General features: G+C 70.0%; 14 protein-coding genes. 12 read left to right on the top strand and 2 right to left on the bottom strand.

Going from position 1 to position 16302, the window contains the following annotated elements:
• Positions 1–51: 51 nt before the first annotated feature.
• The 5 genes from P2L57_RS01625 (at position 52) to icmA (ending at position 3442) form a co-directional block, all read left to right on the top strand.
• The gene (locus P2L57_RS01625; RefSeq protein ID WP_275806934.1) at positions 52–399 is read left to right on the top strand and encodes a DUF3817 domain-containing protein; all 348 of its coding nucleotides are present in this window, start codon (positions 52–54) and stop codon (positions 397–399) included.
• Complete coding sequence (locus P2L57_RS01620; RefSeq protein ID WP_275806931.1) at positions 396–689, top strand: MTH1187 family thiamine-binding protein; 294 nt, start codon at positions 396–398, stop codon at positions 687–689. The genes P2L57_RS01625 and P2L57_RS01620 overlap by 4 nt, the downstream gene beginning before the upstream one ends.
• Positions 690–751: 62 nt before the next feature.
• The gene (locus P2L57_RS01615) at positions 752–1261 is read left to right on the top strand and encodes a MarR family winged helix-turn-helix transcriptional regulator (protein ID WP_275806928.1); all 510 of its coding nucleotides are present in this window, start codon (positions 752–754) and stop codon (positions 1259–1261) included.
• A 73-nt stretch (positions 1262–1334) separates the two neighbouring features.
• A complete protein-coding gene (locus P2L57_RS01610) occupies positions 1335–1670 on the top strand; it encodes a DUF3817 domain-containing protein (RefSeq protein ID WP_275806924.1) in 336 nt (111 codons plus the stop codon).
• A 71-nt stretch (positions 1671–1741) separates the two neighbouring features.
• Entirely contained in the window at positions 1742–3442 is a 1701-nt protein-coding gene (gene icmA, locus P2L57_RS01605) for a coenzyme B12-dependent isobutyryl-CoA mutase large subunit (RefSeq protein ID WP_275806922.1), read from the top strand.
• Between the two features lie 506 nt (positions 3443–3948).
• On the opposite strand, the gene P2L57_RS01600 is transcribed toward icmA, so the two are convergent.
• Positions 3949–4593: a TetR/AcrR family transcriptional regulator gene (locus P2L57_RS01600; RefSeq protein ID WP_275806919.1), complete on the bottom strand. Its 645-nt coding sequence runs from the start codon at positions 4591–4593 to the stop codon at positions 3949–3951.
• 252 nt (positions 4594–4845) lie between these two features.
• On the opposite strand from P2L57_RS01600, the gene P2L57_RS01595 reads away from it, so the two are divergent.
• The 5 genes from P2L57_RS01595 (at position 4846) to P2L57_RS01575 (ending at position 10699) form a co-directional block, all read left to right on the top strand.
• Positions 4846–5808: a tetratricopeptide repeat protein gene (locus P2L57_RS01595; RefSeq protein ID WP_275806917.1), complete on the top strand. Its 963-nt coding sequence runs from the start codon at positions 4846–4848 to the stop codon at positions 5806–5808.
• Positions 5809–6443: 635 nt separating this feature from the next.
• Positions 6444–7070, top strand: coding sequence for a DUF6230 family protein (locus P2L57_RS01590; protein WP_275806914.1), 627 nt, complete (start codon positions 6444–6446; stop codon positions 7068–7070).
• 100 nt (positions 7071–7170) lie between these two features.
• Entirely contained in the window at positions 7171–7677 is a 507-nt protein-coding gene (locus tag P2L57_RS01585) for a DUF6114 domain-containing protein (RefSeq protein ID WP_275806911.1), read from the top strand.
• A complete protein-coding gene (locus P2L57_RS01580) occupies positions 7667–8899 on the top strand; it encodes a hypothetical protein (protein ID WP_275806908.1) in 1233 nt (410 codons plus the stop codon). The genes P2L57_RS01585 and P2L57_RS01580 overlap by 11 nt, the downstream gene beginning before the upstream one ends.
• Positions 8900–9118: 219 nt before the next feature.
• Entirely contained in the window at positions 9119–10699 is a 1581-nt protein-coding gene (locus P2L57_RS01575; RefSeq protein WP_275806905.1) for a glycosyltransferase family 2 protein, read from the top strand.
• A gap of 414 nt (positions 10700–11113) precedes the next feature.
• On the opposite strand, the gene galE is transcribed toward P2L57_RS01575, so the two are convergent.
• Positions 11114–12106, bottom strand: a complete 993-nt coding sequence (gene galE, locus P2L57_RS01570) for a UDP-glucose 4-epimerase GalE (protein WP_275806902.1) — start codon at positions 12104–12106, stop codon at positions 11114–11116.
• Between the two features lie 169 nt (positions 12107–12275).
• On the opposite strand from galE, the gene P2L57_RS01565 reads away from it, so the two are divergent.
• Both P2L57_RS01565 and P2L57_RS01560 read left to right on the top strand, forming a co-directional pair.
• The gene (locus tag P2L57_RS01565) at positions 12276–14498 is read left to right on the top strand and encodes a bifunctional glycosyltransferase family 2 protein/CDP-glycerol:glycerophosphate glycerophosphotransferase (RefSeq protein ID WP_275806899.1); all 2223 of its coding nucleotides are present in this window, start codon (positions 12276–12278) and stop codon (positions 14496–14498) included.
• 89 nt (positions 14499–14587) lie between these two features.
• Complete coding sequence (locus P2L57_RS01560; RefSeq protein ID WP_275806897.1) at positions 14588–16267, top strand: glycosyltransferase family 2 protein; 1680 nt, start codon at positions 14588–14590, stop codon at positions 16265–16267.
• Positions 16268–16302 lie beyond the last annotated feature (35 nt).

Here is a 16302-nt window from a genome sequence, read left to right as displayed (position 1 = left end):
CGTTCACAAGATCGACCGGACCACTGCCCCAGCTTCCAGACGAGGTACCTCGTGGACGTGAAGACCGCCGCCGCCATGCGCCGCCTGCGCATCATCTCGATCGCCGAGGCCATCTCCTTCCTCGCGCTGCTGCTTCTCGGCTCGGTGCTCAGCCGGGTCTCCAGCATCAACCTGGTGATGCCGCTGGGCATGATCCACGGCGTGCTGTTCATCCTCTACCTGGTCTTCCTCGCCGATGTGTGGAGCAAGGCCAAGTGGACGCGCGGCCGGGTCGGCCTGTTCTTCCTGCTCTCCGTCCTTCCGACCGGCGGCTTCTTCGGTGACCGCATGATCAAGAAGGAGGAGGAGGCCGGAGTGATCGCCACCAGGGCCCGCAAGGAAGGCGTGATCAACGCGTGATCGTCGCCTTCTCCGTCACCCCGCTCGGCGTCGGCGAGGACGTCGGCGAGTACGTCGCGGACGCGGTACGGGTGGTCCGCGAGTCCGGGCTGCCGAACCGTACCGACGCCATGTTCACCTCGATCGAGGGCGAGTGGGACGAGGTGATGGACGTCGTCAAGCGCGCCGTCGCCGCGGTGGAGGCCCGCGCCCCGCGGGTCTCCCTGGTGCTCAAGGCCGACATCCGGCCGGGCGTGACCGACGCGCTCACCGGCAAGGTCGAAACGGTCGAGCGGCATCTCGCACGGTAGCCGTCCGTCCCGGATCGCGGAACGGACCTGACCGCCATGTGGCCGCCGGGTAGGCTCTGGGCGTGCCAAAGCCGTTGAGCCTGCCCTTCGACCCCATCGCACGTGCCGACGAACTGTGGCAGCAAAGGTGGGGTTCGGTGCCTTCCATGGCCGCCATCACCTCGATCATGCGTGCCCAGCAAATTCTGCTCGGTCAGGTCGACGCGGTCGTCAAGCCGTACGGGCTGACCTTCGCCCGCTACGAGGCGCTGGTGCTGCTCACCTTCAGCAAGGCCGGGGAACTCCCCATGTCCAAGATCGGTGAACGGCTGATGGTCCACCCGACCTCGGTCACCAACACCGTGGACCGGCTGGTGCGTTCCGGACTGGTGGACAAGCGCCCCAACCCCAACGACGGGCGCGGCACGCTCGCCTCCGTCACCGACAAGGGCCGCGAGGTCGTCGAGGCCGCCACCCGCGACCTGATGGCGATGGACTTCGGGCTGGGTACCTACGGTGCGCACGAGTGCGGGGAGATCTTCGCGCTGCTGCGGCCGCTGCGGATAGCGGCGGGTGACTTCACGCAGGAGTGAGTCGCGAACGCTCCGCGCCGCCGGGTGGGGCTGGCGGAAAGATCGCTTCCAGGGCCGCGTACGCTCGTCTGTCATGAAGCGGAGTGTCCTGACCCGGTACCGCGTGATGGCGTATGTGACCGGTGTCCTTTTGATCCTGCTGACGATCGGCTGCGTCGCGAAGTACCTGCTCAACGTCAGCGGGGCGACCGGGTTCGTCAGCATCGTGGGTATCGCGCACGGCTGGCTCTATGTGATCTACCTGGTGCTCGCCTTCGACCTGGGCAGCAAGGCCAAGATGCCGTTCGGCAAGATGCTGTGGATGCTGCTCGCCGGGACCATCCCGACCGCCGCGTTCTTTGTCGAGCGCCGGATCACCCGCGAGCTGGAGCCGCAGTTCGAGGCTGTCGCGGAGCCGGTCCAGGCCTGACGACACGCTCCCTGCCAGTCAGGGAGCGTTAGCCATCGACAATTAGTAGGACGTCCAAGTAAATTTGCCTCATGGACGCCGAAGCCATTGCGGAAGGCCGCCGTCGCTGGCAGGCCCGCTACGACCAGGCCAAGAAGCGCGAGGCCGACTTCAGCACGCTGTCCGGGGACCCCGTGGACCCGGTGTACGGGCCGCCGACGGGCGCCGTGGTGCCCGGGTTCGAACGGATCGGCTGGCCCGGTGAGTACCCGTTCACCCGGGGCCTGCATCCGACCGGCTACCGCGGCCGGACCTGGACCATCCGCCAGTTCGCGGGCTTCGGCAACGCCGAGCAGACCAACGAGCGCTACAAGATGATCCTGGCCGCCGGTGGCGGCGGCCTGTCGGTCGCCTTCGACATGCCGACCCTGATGGGCCGCGACTCCGACGACCCGCGCTCGCTGGGCGAGGTCGGGCACTGCGGCGTCGCCATCGACTCCGCCGCCGACATGGAGATCCTCTTCAGGGACATCCCGCTCGGCGACGTCACCACCTCGATGACCATCAGCGGCCCCGCGGTCCCGGTCTTCTGCATGTACCTGGTCGCCGCCGAACGCCAGGGCGTCGACCCCTCGGTCCTGAACGGCACCCTGCAGACCGACATCTTCAAGGAGTACATCGCCCAGAAGGAGTGGCTGTTCTCACCCGAGCCGCACCTGCGGCTGATCGGCGACCTGATGGAGCACTGCGCGGCCGGTATCCCCGCGTACAAGCCGCTCTCGGTCTCCGGGTACCACATCCGCGAAGCCGGGGCGACGGCCGCGCAGGAACTCGCCTACACCCTCGCCGACGGCTTCGGTTACGTGGAACTGGGCCTGTCCCGCGGCCTGGACGTGAACTCCTTCGCCCCCGGACTGTCCTTCTTCTTCGACGCGCATGTCGACTTCTTCGAGGAGATCGCCAAGTTCCGCGCGGCGCGCCGCATCTGGGCCCGCTGGATGCGGGACGTGTACGGCGCCACGTCCGACAAGGCGCAGTGGCTGCGGTTCCACACCCAGACGGCGGGTGTCTCGCTCACCGCGCAGCAGCCGTACAACAACGTGGTGCGGACCGCGGTGGAGGCGCTGGCCGCGGTGCTCGGCGGCACCAACTCGCTGCACACGAACGCGTTGGACGAGACCCTCGCGCTGCCCAGCGAACAGGCCGCGGAGATCGCGCTGCGCACCCAGCAGGTGCTGATGGAGGAGACCGGCGTCGCCAACGTGGCGGACCCGCTGGGCGGTTCGTGGTACGTCGAGGCGCTGACCGACCGCATCGAGGCCGATGCGGAACGGATCTTCGACAAGATCAAGGAGCTCGGCGCCCGCGCCGTGCCGACCGGGGAGCACCACATCGGGCCCATCACCTCCGGCATCCTGCGCGGTATCGAGGACGGCTTCTTCACCGGCGAGATCGCCGAGTCCGCCTTCCAGTACCAACAGGCCCTGGAGAAGGGCGACAAGCGAGTGGTCGGCGTCAACTGCCACAGCGGATCGGTCACCGGGGACCTGGAGATCCTTCGGGTCAGCCATGAGGTGGAGCGCGAACAGGTCCGCGTCCTCGCGGCGCGCAAGGCCGCACGCGACGACGCGGCGGTGCGCTCCGCGCTGGCGGCCATGGTGGCCGCAGCGCGCGGGGACGGCAACATGATCGCGCCCATGCTGGACGCGGTTCGCGCCGAGGCGACACTGGGCGAGATTTGCGACGCCTTGCGCGACCTGTGGGGCAGCTACACGGAACCGGCGCGCTTTTAGGGCCGGTACGGCGGGTTCCGGTCACCTACGGCCCGGGGCGGGCCGGATCGCGGGGCGTTCGCGCCGGTTCCGGCACGGCGGATCGGGGGCGGAGCGGGCCGGTTGCGGCTGGTTGGGCGTCGGCGGTCGGGGTCCTGGGCTGCGGTAGTCGACGACCGCCGGTCTGGAGCGTCGTTGTTGCTCGCCGTCGCGGCGGGATGTGAGTGCCGTCACAGCGACGGCAAACAAGATCTCCGCCGCGATGGCGAGCAACCACAACGGCGTGGCTCGGCGCTGTCGATCCCGCCGCAACCCAATCGCAACCCGCCCGCCCGCCGCGGGCGTTACCGCGCCGGGGCTCGCCGCAACTGCGCGTACCTCCGCCTGCCGCGGGCGTTACCGCGCCGGGGCTCGCCGCAACTGCGCGTACCTCCGCCTGCCGCGGGCGTTACCGCGCCGGGGCTCGCCGCAACTGCGCGTACCTCCGCCCGCCGCAGGCGATACCGCACCCCCGCCCGCCGCAGGCGTTACCGTGCGGCGACGGCCATCGCCGCTGGGAGGCCGCCTACCAGGAGGGCCGAAAACATACGTGCCCAGGCGAAGTCCACCCGCTCGCCGCTGACCAGAATGCGGTGCACTACCGCCCCGGCGATCACGTCGAAGATCAGATCCGCGTTGCGCGCGGCGGCCTGCTCGGCGAGCGGACTGTCCGGACCGCCGTCGGGCGGCACGTCCGGCGGCAGCTCGCCACGGGCCTGGGCCCGCTGGCGCCCCAGTACGACCAAGCGTTTCTGCCGGTCGACGATGGCCTCGCGGATCCGTACCCGCAGCGCCTCGTCATGCGTGGACTCGGCGATCACCGCCATCAGCGCCGTCTTGGTCTCCGGCCGCTCCAGCAGCTCCGCGAACTCCATGACGACACCCTCGACGTCCGCCAACAGGCTTCCCCTGTCCGGCAGTTGGAGTTCGTCGAAGAGCGCGGCGACGGCGTCGAGCACCAACTCGTTCTTGTTGGCCCAGCGACGGTAGAGCGTGGTCTTGGCGACCCCGGCGCGCGCCGCGACGTCGCCCATCGTGAGCTTGCCCCAGCCGAGCTCCACCAGCGCGGCCCGGGTCGCCTCCAGGATCGCCAGATCGGTCTCCGCGCTGCGCGGGCGTCCGGTTCTGGTCACCCATCGGACACTACCGCCAAGTAGACAGTGAGGGAGATCACGTGAAAGTCACGGTCCCCCCTTGCGGCGGCGGGGTACCGGCCAGTTACGCTACGACCCGTAGCGAAAGAGCGACAACCACGCGCGCGGGTGGGGATCCGCGCATAACGCAAACGCGACGAACAAGGTGAGCGGTTTACGGATATCCCGCATTCCGGTGGGGTATCCAGGGGCTGTTCACGCTTATCCCGGCGAGGGGGGAGGATTGGCCTCATGCAGCCACGGAACATGTCCATGAGCGGCGTGGTCGACCTCGCCGCGGTGAAGGCGGCCGGTGAGGCCAAGCAGAAGGCGGAGCAGGCCCGCCGGGAGCAGGCCGCCCGCGGAGCCGGTCAGAACGACCAGGGCGTCGCCCCCTCCCAGCTGGTGATCGATGTCACCGAGGCGACCTTCGAGCGCGATGTGCTTGAGCGCTCCAACGAGGTCCCGGTGGTCATCGACTTCTGGGCGGAGTGGTGCGAGCCCTGCAAGCAGCTCGGTCCACTGCTGGAGCGCCTCACCGAGTCGTACGCGGGCCGGATCCTGCTCGCCAAGATCGACGTCGACGCCAACCAGCTCCTCTTCCAGCAGTTCGGTGTCCAGGGAATCCCCGCGGTCTTCGCGGTCATCGGCGGCCAGATGATGCCGCTGTTCCAGGGCGCGGCGCCGGAGGCGCAGATCCGCGAGGTGTTCGACCAACTGATCGCGGTGGCCGAGCAGCGCTTCGGCATCACCGGTATCCCGGTCGAGGGCGCCGCTCCGGCCGCCGAGCACGAGCCGCCGATCGACCCGGCGCTGGCCGCCGGCCATGACGCGCTGGACCGCGGTGACCTGGGCGGCGCCATCCAGGCGTACAAGAACGTGCTGTCCGGTGACCCGGGCAACATCGAGGCCAAGTTGGCGCTGGCGCAGGCCGAGTTGCTGCGCCGGGTGCAGGACGCGGACCCGCAGGCGGTACGGAAGGCGGCGGCCGACAGCCCCGCCGACCCGGAGGCCCAGATCGCGGCGGCCGATCTCGACCTGGTCGGTGGCCATGTCGAGGACGCCTTCGGGCGGCTGGTGGACACCGTCAAGCGCACCGTGGGTGAGGACCGGGAGCGCGCCCGGCTCCATCTGCTCGAACTGTTCGACGTGGTCGGCGCCGAGGAGCCGCGGGTGGTGTCGGCGCGCGCCGCACTGGCCCGCGTGCTGTTCTGACCGGACATCGGCAGTTGATGACCGGGCGTCAACGTCCGGGCACCCCGCGCCACTAGGGGCCGGGGTGGGATAGCGATCGGTAGCCGCCTTTATCAAATCTTGATGAAAGGCGGCTGCCATTACCCCTAGTAAGTCAAGCGAGTTTTTCTGTCCCGCTATGCCCCTTCATGTCGGGCTCTGGCGACCGCCCCTCGGACACTCTCCGTGTCTGCACTATGCTGCTCGGTCGCACCGCGGATATCTCGGCGTTACTCGCTGGTAATGAAAGGCCTTGTGCCCCGGCCGCGAATGGACCACGATCAGGCGCACGCTCGGTCCGTCACACAGCCCGGCAGCCAGTCGGCGCCATGTGAAGGATTCCCCACCGAGCAGGGCGCGCGGCCACCCGCCGCCGCTCTTGGACAGGGGGGTCCCCGCCTCACCCGGGCAGGGCCTGTCCGCAAGGTTGCGCGAGAGCGTGGCCAGTGGTTGTCGCTCGGGGGTGATCGCCGATACTTCGGACGCGTCGTCCGCCTGCACGCGACGGCCGCCGATGACGGCGCTCTCCTTCCCGAGGACGTAGCACTTCTCCCATCCCAGGTCAGGATCCTCTGTCGATCCGGACCGGAGATGTACGTCCGAGAAGGAGGAATGTCATGCAGTCAGAGCAGACTCGTGGCGGTACCAGATGGAAGCGGTTCGCCGTCGTCATGGTGCCGAGCGTCGCGGCCACCGCCGCGATCGGCGTCGCGCTGGCGCAGGGCGCGCTCGCCGCGTCGTTCAGCGTCTCCGGCCAGCAGTTCAAGGTCAGCGCCAACAAGCTTGAGGGCACCGGCTTCCTGCAGTACGGCGCCTACGACGTCCAGCACGGTGGGAAGAACATCCCCATCGCCGTCTCGTCGTTCAAGAGCGCCAGCATCACCGGTATGTGCCAGTCCGTGGTCATTCCGGGCATCCCGCTGGTCGGCGATGTGACGATGAAGCTGCAGGCGGGTGGTAACGGGACCGCGGTCGAGGCGAAGAACCTCTACATCGACCTGGACAACCTGAACGCCGACGCCCAGTTCAACAACATCAACATCGGCGTCGCCGCCGGGGACAGCACCAAGGGCCCCGGCATGAAGGGCGGCGGCGAGCACGCGGACCCGGGCGGCTTCGCCCAGGAAGCCGACTCTGCGACGCTCACCGGCGTCAAGCAGACCGCTTGGGCCACCAGCGCGGGCACCTTCAAGCTCAGTGGCCTGTCCATGCACGTCCTCAAGGGCGACCAAGAGTGCTACTGACGCACTCGCACTGAGAAGGGCGAGTGGGGGACGGTCCGCTGTCCCTCGCTCGGCCATCCCCATCGATTCACCGATCGCCGGTCGCAGGGAGCTGTTTTCAATGAGCGCCGAGTCGCGAGGACTGCGTGACCGAATCGGCAGTTGGCGCCGGTCCTTCCGTACGTGGCGTGGCCAACGCCCCTTTTGGGCGGGCCTGCTGACGCTGCTGGGCGGACTGCCGATCATGTACTTCCCCTATGCCAACCTCACCGTCGGCCAGTTGACCGTTCGGATGGCCACCACCGCCGGTTCCGGCTCGCTGATCATCGGCGTGCTGCTGGTGGTGCTCGGCTTCACCATGTGGTTCCAGTCGACGGCCCGGGTCTTCGCCGGTGTGGCCGCCATCCTGCTGGGCCTGGTGTCGCTGGTGGTCTCCAACTTCGGCGGCTTCCTCATGGGCTTCCTGCTAGCCCTGATCGGCGGCGGCCTGTCCGTAGCGTGGGCGCCCGGTGTGCCGCCGACGCAGCCCGGCGCCGAAGCGGAACCCGAGCCGGTCATCGCCGGACCCGTGCTCTCCGGCAACGGGTTGGACGACGAGACAACGAACGGGAGGAACCGTGCGGGGTGACGAGGCTCAACCCGAGAAGGAGAGCAGCGCTCCTCGTGCCAGAACGGGGCCGCGCCACGCGGCTCCGCGTAGGTCGCTGCTCAACCGTGCCCCCGTCGGCAAGGCCATCGCCCTGGCCGCGATGCCCACCGCCGTCCTGATGGGCATGGGGCTGACACCCCGGCTCGCGCAGGCCGACGAACTGCCGAAGAACCCGTTCAGCGGTGACCACTGCGTCAGCCAGTCCGACAGCCCGTCGCCGGACAGCTCGCCCTCCGCGTCGCCGTCCGCCACACCGTCGCCGTCGGCCAGCGCTTCGGCCACGCCGAAGGCCGACACATCCAAGAGCAGTCAGCCGACCGCCGGCCCGACGCACGGCGCCACCACCCAGGGCACCAAGCCGGGCAACGCGCCGCAGCCGGCCGCCAGTCCGCCCCCGTCGGCCACCCAGTCGCAGAACCCCCTGGATCCGCTGGGTGTGGGCAACGCCCTCAAGGGTCTGCTGGGCGGCGTCACCGGGTCCGGTTCCACGTCGGCGCCCACCGCGACGCCCACCCCCAGCGCCACGCCCACGCCGAGCAGCAGCCCCACGGCCAACGGCTCGGCGGGCTCGGGCGGCGGGACGGTCCAGGGGGCGACCGGTGCCGTCAAGAGCACCGTGGACAACGCCGCCAACGCGGCCAAGTCCGCGGCGCCCTCGGCGTCGCCGTCGGACAGCCCGTCCACCGCCCCCTCGCCGTCGTCGTCCACCGGCCCGCAGCCGTTCCCGTGTCCGACGTACAACGCCAAGGCGCTGGCGGAGGCGGGACTTGAGCAGACGCCGTCGCTGCTGCCGAACCAGCCGTGGATCCTCAAGACGGATCTGCTGACCCTGATGGGGCTGGACTACAAGGGCATCGTGAAGGTCAAGACGGCCAATGGCACCGTCAAGGACGTCCTGAAGTTCACCTCCTCCGGTGTCGACATCAAGAACCTCCACCAGATCACGGAGGCGTCGCTCGGCGCGCACTACAACGTGCAGGCGCGCGACGGCAGTACGTCGACCATCCGCAACGGCACGGTGACCATGTACACCGAGAAGATCTCCGGCAACCTCTTCGGGCTGATCCCGGTCACCTTCAGCCCGCAGAGCCCGCCGCCGATCAACGTCCCGCTGGCCATCTTCAGCAACTGCACGGTGACCCAGGCCGGGCAGTTCGGCGGCACCCTGACCATCCCCGGTATGCACGTGTACCGGAGCTGACCCAGGACCATTCCGGGAGCCGCACAACAGCGGTGGGCGCCGAGATCCCCACAAGGGGACCGGCGCCCACCGCTGTATCTGTAGGCGCTGCGCGCCGCTGTACTCCCGCCCGTCGCCCGCCACCACCCTCGATCGGGGCGCTTCGCGCCGCTGTACTCCCGCCCGTCGCCCGCCACCGCCCTCAATCGGGGCGCTTCGCGCCGCTGTACGGTCTAGGGCATGACGACCAGCGAAACGTCCAGTGGCGGCGCCGTGACCGTCGTGGTGATCGGCTACAACGACGCCGCGTACATCAGCGACGCGGTGCGCTCCTCGCTCGCCCAGGGCCCGGCCGTCGCCGAGGTGATCGCCGTGGACGACTGCTCGTCGGACGGCACGGGTGACGTGCTGGAGCGGCTGGCCGCCGACGAGCCCCGGCTGCGCGTGCTGCGGCGGACCGAGAACAGCGGTGGCTGCGGCACCCCCCGCAACGACGGCGTGCGCGCCGCCACCTCCCCGTATCTGATGTTCCTGGACAGCGACGACGTACTGCCGCCGGGCGCCGTCGACGCACTGCTCGCCGCCGCCCGCATGACTCACGCGGACGTCACCGCGGGCCAGTGCGTACGCCGTGAACTGCCCGAGGGGCGCGAGACCCGCTGGCGCCCGGAGCTCTACGCGACGTCGGCCGTGATCGAGCGCCCGGACGCCGAACCGCGCCTGGTGGACGACACCTTGTGCGTCAACAAGCTCTACCGCACGGAATTCCTGCGCGAGCACGCCATCGCCTTCCCCGAAGGCCGTTTCATCTACGAGGACTTCGTCTTCACCGCCCGCGTGCTGGCCGCCGCTCCGCGCGTCGCCCTGGTACCCGACACCGTGTACGTGTGGCATGTGCGGCGCGCCGCCAAGCGGTTGTCGATCTCCCTTGACCGCGCCGGGATCGACAACTGGCGCTCCCGTATCGAAGCGCACCGCCAGGTGGTCGCGATCCACACCGAAGCGGGGGAGAAGACGCTGGCCCGCGCGGCCCGCGCGAGTTTCCTCGACCGCTCGGTGCGGATGTACGTACGCGAACTGGGCGGACGCGGCGCCGAGTACCGCCGTGAGTGGTGGCGGTTGGCTCGGGAGTACCTCGGCGGTTTCGAGGAGGGCGACCTGGCCGCCGCCCCGGCCCCGGCGCGGATCATCGCCCAGGTCGTGCTGGCCGCGCCGGAACCGCGTGATCTGCCCAGGCTGGCCGGGCTGGCCGCCCGGCCCGCGCGGTTGCTGCCGCCGTACCCGCGAGGGGAGGTGTGGAGCGCGGAGCTGCCGCAGGTCGCCCTTGGCGACCTGGTGGAGCGCCCGGTCGGTGAACTCCCGCTGGCCGCCGAGGCGTTGCTGGCCACCGGTGCGCTGCGCAGCACGCTGCGGCTGCGGCTGTACGACCTGTACGGGCGGGTCGCTGCCGCCCGTCCGGTGGCGGTCGACGTCGAGTGGACCGACCGCCACACCGGCCGCACCATCACCTCCAGCACCACCGGGCTCAGCGCGTTGGAGTCGGCCTGGACGGCCGAGGTGCCGGTCGATCTGGCCGCGCTCGCCGGCGGCGAACTTGCGGTACGGGACCTACGACTGGTCGTGCACTTCGCGGACGGCGAGCAGACCTTGACCGCCGCGCAGGCGGTCAAGGGCGGCCTACGGCGCACAATGGTGCCCAGCCGGCACGGTGGCGCCCTCCTCGTCCAGCCCTACGCCACGGTCGACGGCGCAATGGCGCTCCGAATCGCCCCCGGCCTGCGCGGCGCCTGGTCGGTACTCCAACGCCGCCTCAAGCGGTAGGCCCTCCCGGCGGGGTTTCGGGTGGGGCTGCGGCCCGCCCCGCGCCCCGCCCCACTCGCGGCGGGTTCGGCACCGCCGGAGTCCGGCGTCGTGGTTGTTCGCCGTCGCGGCGGAGGGTTTTCACGCTGCGACGGCGGCGCTTCCTTCCACGCGAAGGCGTTGCCGGGGACGAGGTTCCCAACGACGTGGTTCGCCGGATGGGATTCGGCCGCTACGACGAGGTCCGCCAGGGACCGGATTCTTCTCCGCCGCGACGGCGAGCAACCATGACGGTGTGGACCGGCGGGTGTGGAGACGACCGCAACCCGGTCGGGAGACCCGCCGCACGGGCGCGACCGCCCGAAGGACCGCCGCAACGCAGCCGAGCCCGCCAGCGGCGCGGCGGACCCGGCCACCCCGGTAGCGAGCGAACCCTCAGCGGGAGGCGACCCCGTGGGAGGCGTCCCGGCGCAGGCGCCAGCCGGACCATGCGGAGGCGATCATTTCCTCCACGTCGTACCGCGCCGACCAGTCCAGTTCCCTGCTGATCCGGTCCGCCGACGCCACCACGCGGGCGGGGTCGCCGGGGCGCCGGTCCATGACCTTCGGCTCTACGTCGTGGTGTCCGGTGACGGCGCAGATGCGTTCCACCATCTCGCTGACCGACACCCCCTCGCCGCGCCCGATGTTCACCGTCAGGTCGCCGCTCGCCCCGGCCGCGAGGCGGCGCGCGGCGGCGAGGTGGGCGGAGGCGATGTCCTGGACGTGGATGAAGTCACGGACGCAGGTGCCGTCGGGGGTCGGGTAGTCGGCGCCGAAGACCATCGGCGGCGCCCCCGCGTCCAGTTTCTCGAAGACCATCGGGACCAGGTTGAACACGCCCACATCGGCCAGTTCCGGGCGGGCGGCCCCGGCCACGTTGAAGTACCGCAGACAGGTCGTGCCCATGCCGTACGCGGCCCCGGCCGCCCGTACCAGCCACTCGCCGGCCAGCTTGGTCTCGCCGTACGGGTTGATCGGCACGCAGGGGGTGTCCTCCGTGACGAGGTCCACATCCGGCATCCCGTAGACGGCGGCGGAGGAGGAGAAGACGAAGTGCCTGACCCCGGCCGCCGCGCAGGCGCCGAGCAGGACCTCCAGGCCGTGGATGTTCTCGCGGTAGTACATCAGCGGCTGCTCGACGGACTCCGCCACCTGCTTCTTCGCGGCGAGGTGGACCACCCCGGTCACGCCGTGTTCCGCGATGGTGCGGTCCAGTACGTCCCGGTCCAGTGTGGAACCGGTCACCAGCGGGATCTCCCGCGGCAGCCGCTCGGGGAAGCCGGTGGACAGGTCGTCCAGGACGACGACCGGCTCCCCGGCCTCCGCCATGGCCCGCGCCACATGCGCGCCGATGTACCCCGCACCGCCTGTAATCATCCACGTCATGGCAGACACCCTAAGGGGCGGCTCCCGTAGGGTGTGGCCGGTCCGTGATAAGCCCGGGCACACACATGTGCGGGGCATGGACTACCTACCGTAGGATTTCAGAGCTAAAAATTCACCCAGATCTCACCGCCGCCTCATACCCGCCGCGCCCACCAGGAACCGTCACTCCATGACAACGTTCAGCGTCATCGTCACCGCCCTCGACGCCCAGGGCTACCTCCGGGAGTGCCTCGACAGCGCCCTCGCCCTGCCCGCCGAGGGGGTCGAGGTCATCGCCGTGGACAACGGTTCGACCGATGCCACGAGAGCCATCGTCGACGAGTACGCCGAGCGGGACGACCGCGTACACGCCGTCCACCTGCCCAAGCCGCTGCCCACCGGCGCCGCGCGGGAAATCGCGGCGAAGCAGGCGAAGGGTGACTACCTTCTCTTCATCGACGGCCGGGACTGCCTCACCGAGGGCTCGCTCAGCGCGCTGGCCCAGCGGATCGCCGGGACCGGTGAACCGGACGTGGTCGTCTTCGACCACGTCCGCTCGCACTGGTGGAACGACGCGATCGCCAGTGGTGACGGTCGGCTGTTCATCGCGCCGGGGCGCGAGGTCTTCTCCGTCTACCAGCAGCCCGAGACGCTGCACCTGACCCCCACGGTCAGCAACCGCGTGCTGCGCGCCGACTTCTACGAGGCGCACCGCGAGCTGTTCGACAAGGACGAGTACGCCGAGGTGCTGCCCGCCATCGGCAGCCTGCTGGCCGCCGACCGGATCGCCATACTCGACAAGGTCTGCCTGCGCCGCCGCGAGCCCGAGACGCCGGTCCGCGAGCGCGGCCAGTTCAACCTCTTCGAGCAGTACGACGCGCTGTGGGAGCTGCTGGGCCGCCGCTCGGTGCTGCCCGAGCACCGGGCCATCGTCTTCAGCGGCATGATCCGCCGCTATCTGAAGGTGCTCACCCTGCCCGGCCCGGACGAGCGGGAGCAGGCGGCGTTCTTCCACCGCGCCTCCGAGCACTTCCTGCGCTACAAGCCGCACGGCTACCAGCGCCCGTCGAACCTCAACGGTGTGCGGCACGCCATGCTGGAGCGCAACTCCTACTCCGGCTACCGCGCCCTGCAGTCCGCCAACCGCAAGCGCCGTACCGTCCGTACGCTCGCAGTCAAGGCCAAGCGCAAGGCCGTTGACCTGGCCAAGGAGAGCGCCTACCGCGAGCAGCTGCGGCACCCCATCGAGGAGGACCTCGCGGTCTTCTCCGCGTACTGGGACCGCGGCGTCACCTGCAGCCCGGCGGCGATCTCGGCCAAGCTCGCCGAACTCGCCCCGAACATCCGGCAGGTGTGGGTGGTGCGGCGGGCGGACGTGCCGCTGGTGCCGGCCGGTGTCGACTACGTGGTGCCGGGCAGCCGCCGCTACTGGAGCGTCATGGCGCGCGCCAAGTACCTGGTCAACAACGTCAACTTCCCCGACTCGGTGACCAAGCGGCCCGGCCAGATCCACGTACAGACCCACCACGGCACCCCGCTGAAGCGGATGGGCACCGACCAGATCCCGTTCCCGGCCACCTCGCGCGGTGTCGACTACGAAGCACTGCTGGAGCGCTGCGCCCGCTGGGACTACAGCGTTTCGGCCAACTCGCATTCGACCGAGACCTGGGAGCGCGCCTACCCGGTGCCGTTCACCTCGCTCGACTACGGCTACCCGCGCAACGACGTCTACTACACCGCGACCGCCGAGGACGTACTGCGCATCCGCGAGCGGCTGGGCATCGCCCCGGGCCGCAAGGCGCTGCTGTACGCGCCGACGCACCGCGACTACGAGGCCGCCTGGACGCCGCGGCTCGATCTGGAGCGGATGGCCCGCAACCTCGGCGAGGACTTCGTCCTGCTGGTGCGCGGCCACTACTTCTACGACCGGGGCCTGTCCCCGCTGGAGGAGTTGCACCGGCGCGGCCTGATCATCGACGTCTCCCGGTACGACTCGGTGGAGGAACTCGGCCTGGCCTCCGACGCGTTGATCACCGACTACTCCTCGGTGATGTTCGACTACGCCAACCTGGACCGGCCGATAGTGGTCTTCGCGGACGACTGGGAGACCTACTCGGTCACCCGCGGTGTCTACTTCGACCTCACCGAGCTCTCGCCCGGCGCGGTCGGCCGTACCCAGCAGGAGATGGAGCGGCTGTTCCTGGACGGCGGCTGGCGCGATGAGCACGCGACCGCCAAGCGGGCCGAGTTCCGCCGGAGGTTCTGCGACTTCGACGACGGCCACGCCGCCGAGCGGGTGGTGCGCCATGTCTTCCTCGGGCAGGCGAACGTACCGCCGGTGATACCGCTGGAGCAGCGCACCCCGGCGCCCGCGCCCGAGCTCGCCGCCGAACTCGTACTGCCCGCACGGTGAGCGGTTCCGAGCCGGACGGCTTCGCCACAGGATTTTCCCGGGGGACCACCCCCGGACCGCCAGCCGAGGAAGTTCCTACCGGAGGACCCATGGCCCCGACGGCCCCCGACGTCACCGTCACGGTGATCGTCTACAACGACGCCGACCGACTGCCGCGTGCGGTGGAGTCGTTGCGCCGTCAGACGCTGCGCAACATCGAGATCATCATCAGCGACGACCACTCGACGGACCACACCCCCGAGGTGGCCCGTGCGTTGGCGGCGCAGGACGACCGCATCGTCTACAACCGCCTGCCGCAGAACAGCGGCGGTTGCAGCGCCCCGCGCAACTCGGCGATCGGTATCGCCAAGGCGCCGTTCCTGATGTTCCTCGACAGCGACGACGAACTGCCGGAGCGCGCCTGCGAGATCCTGCTGGACGAGCTGCGCTCCGACGACACCGTCGACTTCGCGATGGGCGCCGTGGAGCGGGTGCGCACCGACACCGGTTCCGTCTCGTACTGGCACCCGCACCTGTTCACCGGCAAGCGCACGGTGCGCGGCATCGAGGAGCACCCCGGGGTGCTGTTCGAGCATCTGTCGACCAACAAGATGTACCGCCGGGAGTTCATCGACCGGCACACACTGCGCTTCCCCGAGGGCATCCACTACGAGGACCAGCTGTTCTCGGCCCAGGCGTACTGCCTGGCGCGGGCCTTCACGATCGTGCCGGACCCGTGCTACCGCTGGTACATCTCGCCGTACGAGGCCGTGGGCGCGCTGTCCATCTCCAACCAGCGCCACCGGATCGAGAACGTCCGCGACCGGATCAACGTCGCCCGGCTGATCGACGACTTCCTCGTGGAGAGCGGTCACCAGGGCATCAAGGCCGACAAGGACTTCAAGTTCCTCAAGCACGACCTGCGGATGTACACCGGCGACCTGCCGTACCGCGGCCATGAGTGGATCAAGCAGTTCGCCGACGAGGTCTCCCCGTACCTGGAGACGCTCGCCCCCGAGGCGTTCCGCCGTCTGCCGCGCGACCAGCGCGTCGTCATCCAGCTGGTGCGCGACGGCCGGTACGAGGAGGCGCAGTCGGCCTCGCGCGGCATGGGCCGCGAGGCGGCGCCGCGCGAGGTGACCGAGGACGGCGCCGGGCGTGTCTACTGGGGCTCGGTGGTCCCGGCCGACCCGGAGTCCGCGCGCGAGCTGGAGGTCGCCGACCTCGACCTGCGGACCCGTCCGTTCAAGAACGCGCTGCTGCGGCACGAGATCACGCGCGTCGCACCCGAGTCGGGCTCGCGCATCACGCTGGACGTGCGCACCTACGACCCGGGCAACCAGCTGCCGATGGCGCCGGTGGTGGCCACCGTGCATCTGGCGCCCACGACCAAGCGGTTGAGCGCGTCCTTCCGGCTGGACCCGGTCCGACCCGGCCTGTTCGAGGGCACGGTCACCATCGACCTGTCCACGGTCCCGCTGCCGCCGCACGGCTTCGCCGGGGTACGTCACCCGGTGCTCGCCATCACCCAGCACCGCCAGCACAACACCAGCCTGCTGCTGGCGCCGCTGGAGTTCCCGAAGCTCAGCAAGCGGATCGCCTACCACCGCGGCATGGCGGAGCACACGGTGACGGTCGAGCCCGAGGGCCATGGCGCGGGCCGCATCCAGGTCCGCTGGGAACGCGCGGGTCTGCTGGCGAAGGCCGAGCCGCACCTCCCCGCGATCGCCCGCGTGGCGGGCCCGGGCCTACGCAAGGTCACCGGCCTCGTCCGAGGTCTGGCGAAGTAGGGCGTTCATCCGGGGGCTTCGCCCCCGGACCCCCA

This window comes from Streptantibioticus ferralitis, assembly GCF_029223525.1.
GTDB classification, from domain to species: Bacteria; Actinomycetota; Actinomycetes; order Streptomycetales; family Streptomycetaceae; genus Streptantibioticus_A; species Streptantibioticus_A ferralitis.
Note: the sequence above shows the minus strand (reverse complement) of the source record. Positions and strands in the feature narration are given on the sequence as shown.